This is a genomic window from Chamaesiphon sp. OTE_75_metabat_556 (assembly GCF_031378165.1).
In the GTDB taxonomy this organism is placed as follows: domain Bacteria; phylum Cyanobacteriota; class Cyanobacteriia; order Cyanobacteriales; family Chamaesiphonaceae; genus Chamaesiphon.
Genome location: NZ_JANNDR010000086.1, coordinates 1 through 2110 on the forward strand (window position 1 = coordinate 1; position 2110 = coordinate 2110).

A 2110-nucleotide genomic window follows, 5' to 3' on the forward strand; every position below is an offset into this window, starting at 1 on the left:
CCAGGCGATGGGATAATTTTCTTTAACTTCCGTCCCGATCGTGCCAGACAGCTCACCAGTGCCCTAATTAATGCCCATTTTACGGGATTTATCCGATCGCAAATTACCCCGCTGACGGTGGCGACGTTTACTCAGTATGACTCGACCTTCCCTGTGCTCGTCGCCTTTGAACCGCAACAATTGCAGCACCTGCTCGGCGAAGTTGTCTCGGAACGAGGTTTAAAGCAGTTTAGGGTTGCTGAAACTGAGAAATACGCCCATGTGACTTACTTCTTTAATGGAGGTAGGGAAGAACCTTTACCTGGTGAAGATCGAGAATTAATTCCCAGTCCCCAGGTAAGTACTTACGATCGCACACCAGCAATGTCGGCTGCCCTTGTCACCGAGACAGTCTTAGCGGCGATCGCCAAACAGATTTATACATTGATCGTCGTCAACTATGCCAACCCCGATATGGTCGGACATACTGGTAAAATGGCACCCACGATCCAAGCGATCGAAACTGTCGATGCCTGCCTGGGCAAGCTCCTCGAAGGGGTCGGTAAAGTCGGTGGCACGACCCTGATTACCGCCGATCATGGTAATGCCGAATATATGTGCGATGAAAACGACAATCCTTGGACGGCGCATACTACCAGCCAAGTACCATTAATTTTGGTCGAAGGCGAACGTCGCCAACTTCAGGGTCACGGTACTGACGTTACCCTCCGCGATGATGGTAAATTGGCAGATCTCGCGCCGACAATTTTGGAGATCCTCCAGATTCCCCAACCGATCGACATGACTGGTAAATCGATGGTCGTGCCAGCAGTAGTCGAGTTCCAACAGACTCGATCGCCGATGCGGGTGGGGGTCTAATTAACTTAGTCGCGATCATTGCTAAGTTAGATGGCAGGTAAAGGGATTGCGATGAGAGTCTCGATCCCTTTACCTATCAGCTTTTTAACACATCTATCTACTGAAACAGCATTGCTAGGAAAGATCGAGATACAATAGATTTAAAGATTATTACGATTTAGAATTGCTGAATGAATATTGTTAATATTATTGAAATTATTTGGTGTGCTTCGGCATTTGGTTTGACGGCAATGGTCTTGCTCCACAGCCCCAAAGGCGATGGGATTGGCGGCATTGGCGGTCAAGCCCAGTTATTTAGCAGCACCAAAAGTGCTGAAAGCAACCTCAATCGGATTACCTGGGGTTTGTTTCTGATCTTTATTACGTTGACCGTAATTCTCAGTGCTGGCTGGCTCACGGCTGGATCGGTACCAGTTCCCGCGCCAGTTCCGACAGTCGGGAATTAGTAAAAGCAGCGATCTGAGGGTACCCACAAGCGGAGTTTTTATTCTGGGGTTCCCCCAGAATAAAAAAAAATGACAAGACAGCGACTGAAATCACGCGGAGAGTGGAGGCGCATGTGTTTCAGTCAGCGACGCGCGACCTGGAGGTTTCCTCCAGGTTGTGTGCGTCAAGACAAGACAGGGGCACCCCTACACAATTAACCTGTAGCAGGGTGGATTAATTGTCGAAAAAGAAAAGTCTTTCAGTCCATTTCAATGGACTTTTGCCGTTAGCCCCAAATTTATTTGAGGGCGGTTGAAGACTAAGAACTAAGGTTTCAGATTTGCTCTGCCGACAACTAATCCACCCTGCTACACAATTAACCTGTAGGGGTGCCCCTTGTGGGTACCCTGAATCTACGTTAAGCAATAGTATATTTAAATTGCTGCAAGGTGTGAGTTTCGGCAATTGGATGTCGATCGATAGCGATACCTAACCAACAGCTCGAACCGGGGCAATGATTTCCCCATACAAATTTTCAATCCGATCGATATTTCCCTTAAGCGTATAATCCTCAACCACTCGCTGGCGGGCAGCTTTACCCAGAGTCTCGCGCCATGCAGCATGTTCGCGGAGAATTGGCAGAATCGTGCGGAGTTGACCGGAGACGCCTTGAGTATTGATTACAATTCCCGCCCCATTGGCAATCACCGAAGCATCCGCGCCAGCATCAGTCGCCACGCAAGCCACTCCACAGGACATGGCTTCTAGCAGTGATAGCGATAAACCTTCCACTAACGAAGGTAAAATAAATACATCTGCACCGCGC

General features: G+C 48.7%; 3 protein-coding genes. 2 read left to right on the forward strand and 1 reads right to left on the reverse strand.

From position 1 onward, the window contains the following. On the forward strand, positions 1–858 hold an 858-nt coding region (gpmI, locus tag RMO27_RS04015), incomplete at its 5' end, for a 2,3-bisphosphoglycerate-independent phosphoglycerate mutase (RefSeq protein ID WP_309729349.1). 170 nt (positions 859–1028) lie between these two features. Beyond that, on the forward strand, positions 1029–1304 hold the full coding sequence (gene secG, locus RMO27_RS04020; protein WP_309729351.1) for a preprotein translocase subunit SecG: 276 nt from the start codon (positions 1029–1031) through the stop codon (positions 1302–1304). 469 nt (positions 1305–1773) lie between these two features. Here the strand turns inward: secG and RMO27_RS04025 are convergent. Then, a partial coding sequence (locus RMO27_RS04025; protein ID WP_309729353.1) for a glycosyltransferase family 4 protein occupies positions 1774–2110 on the reverse strand: 337 nt, incomplete at its 5' end.

What these genes read in the sequence shown, in the direction of transcription:
- secG (WP_309729351.1), top strand. Translation starts at nt 1,029, where the DNA reads ATGAATATTGTTAATATTATTGAAATTATTTGGTGTGCTTCGGCATTT.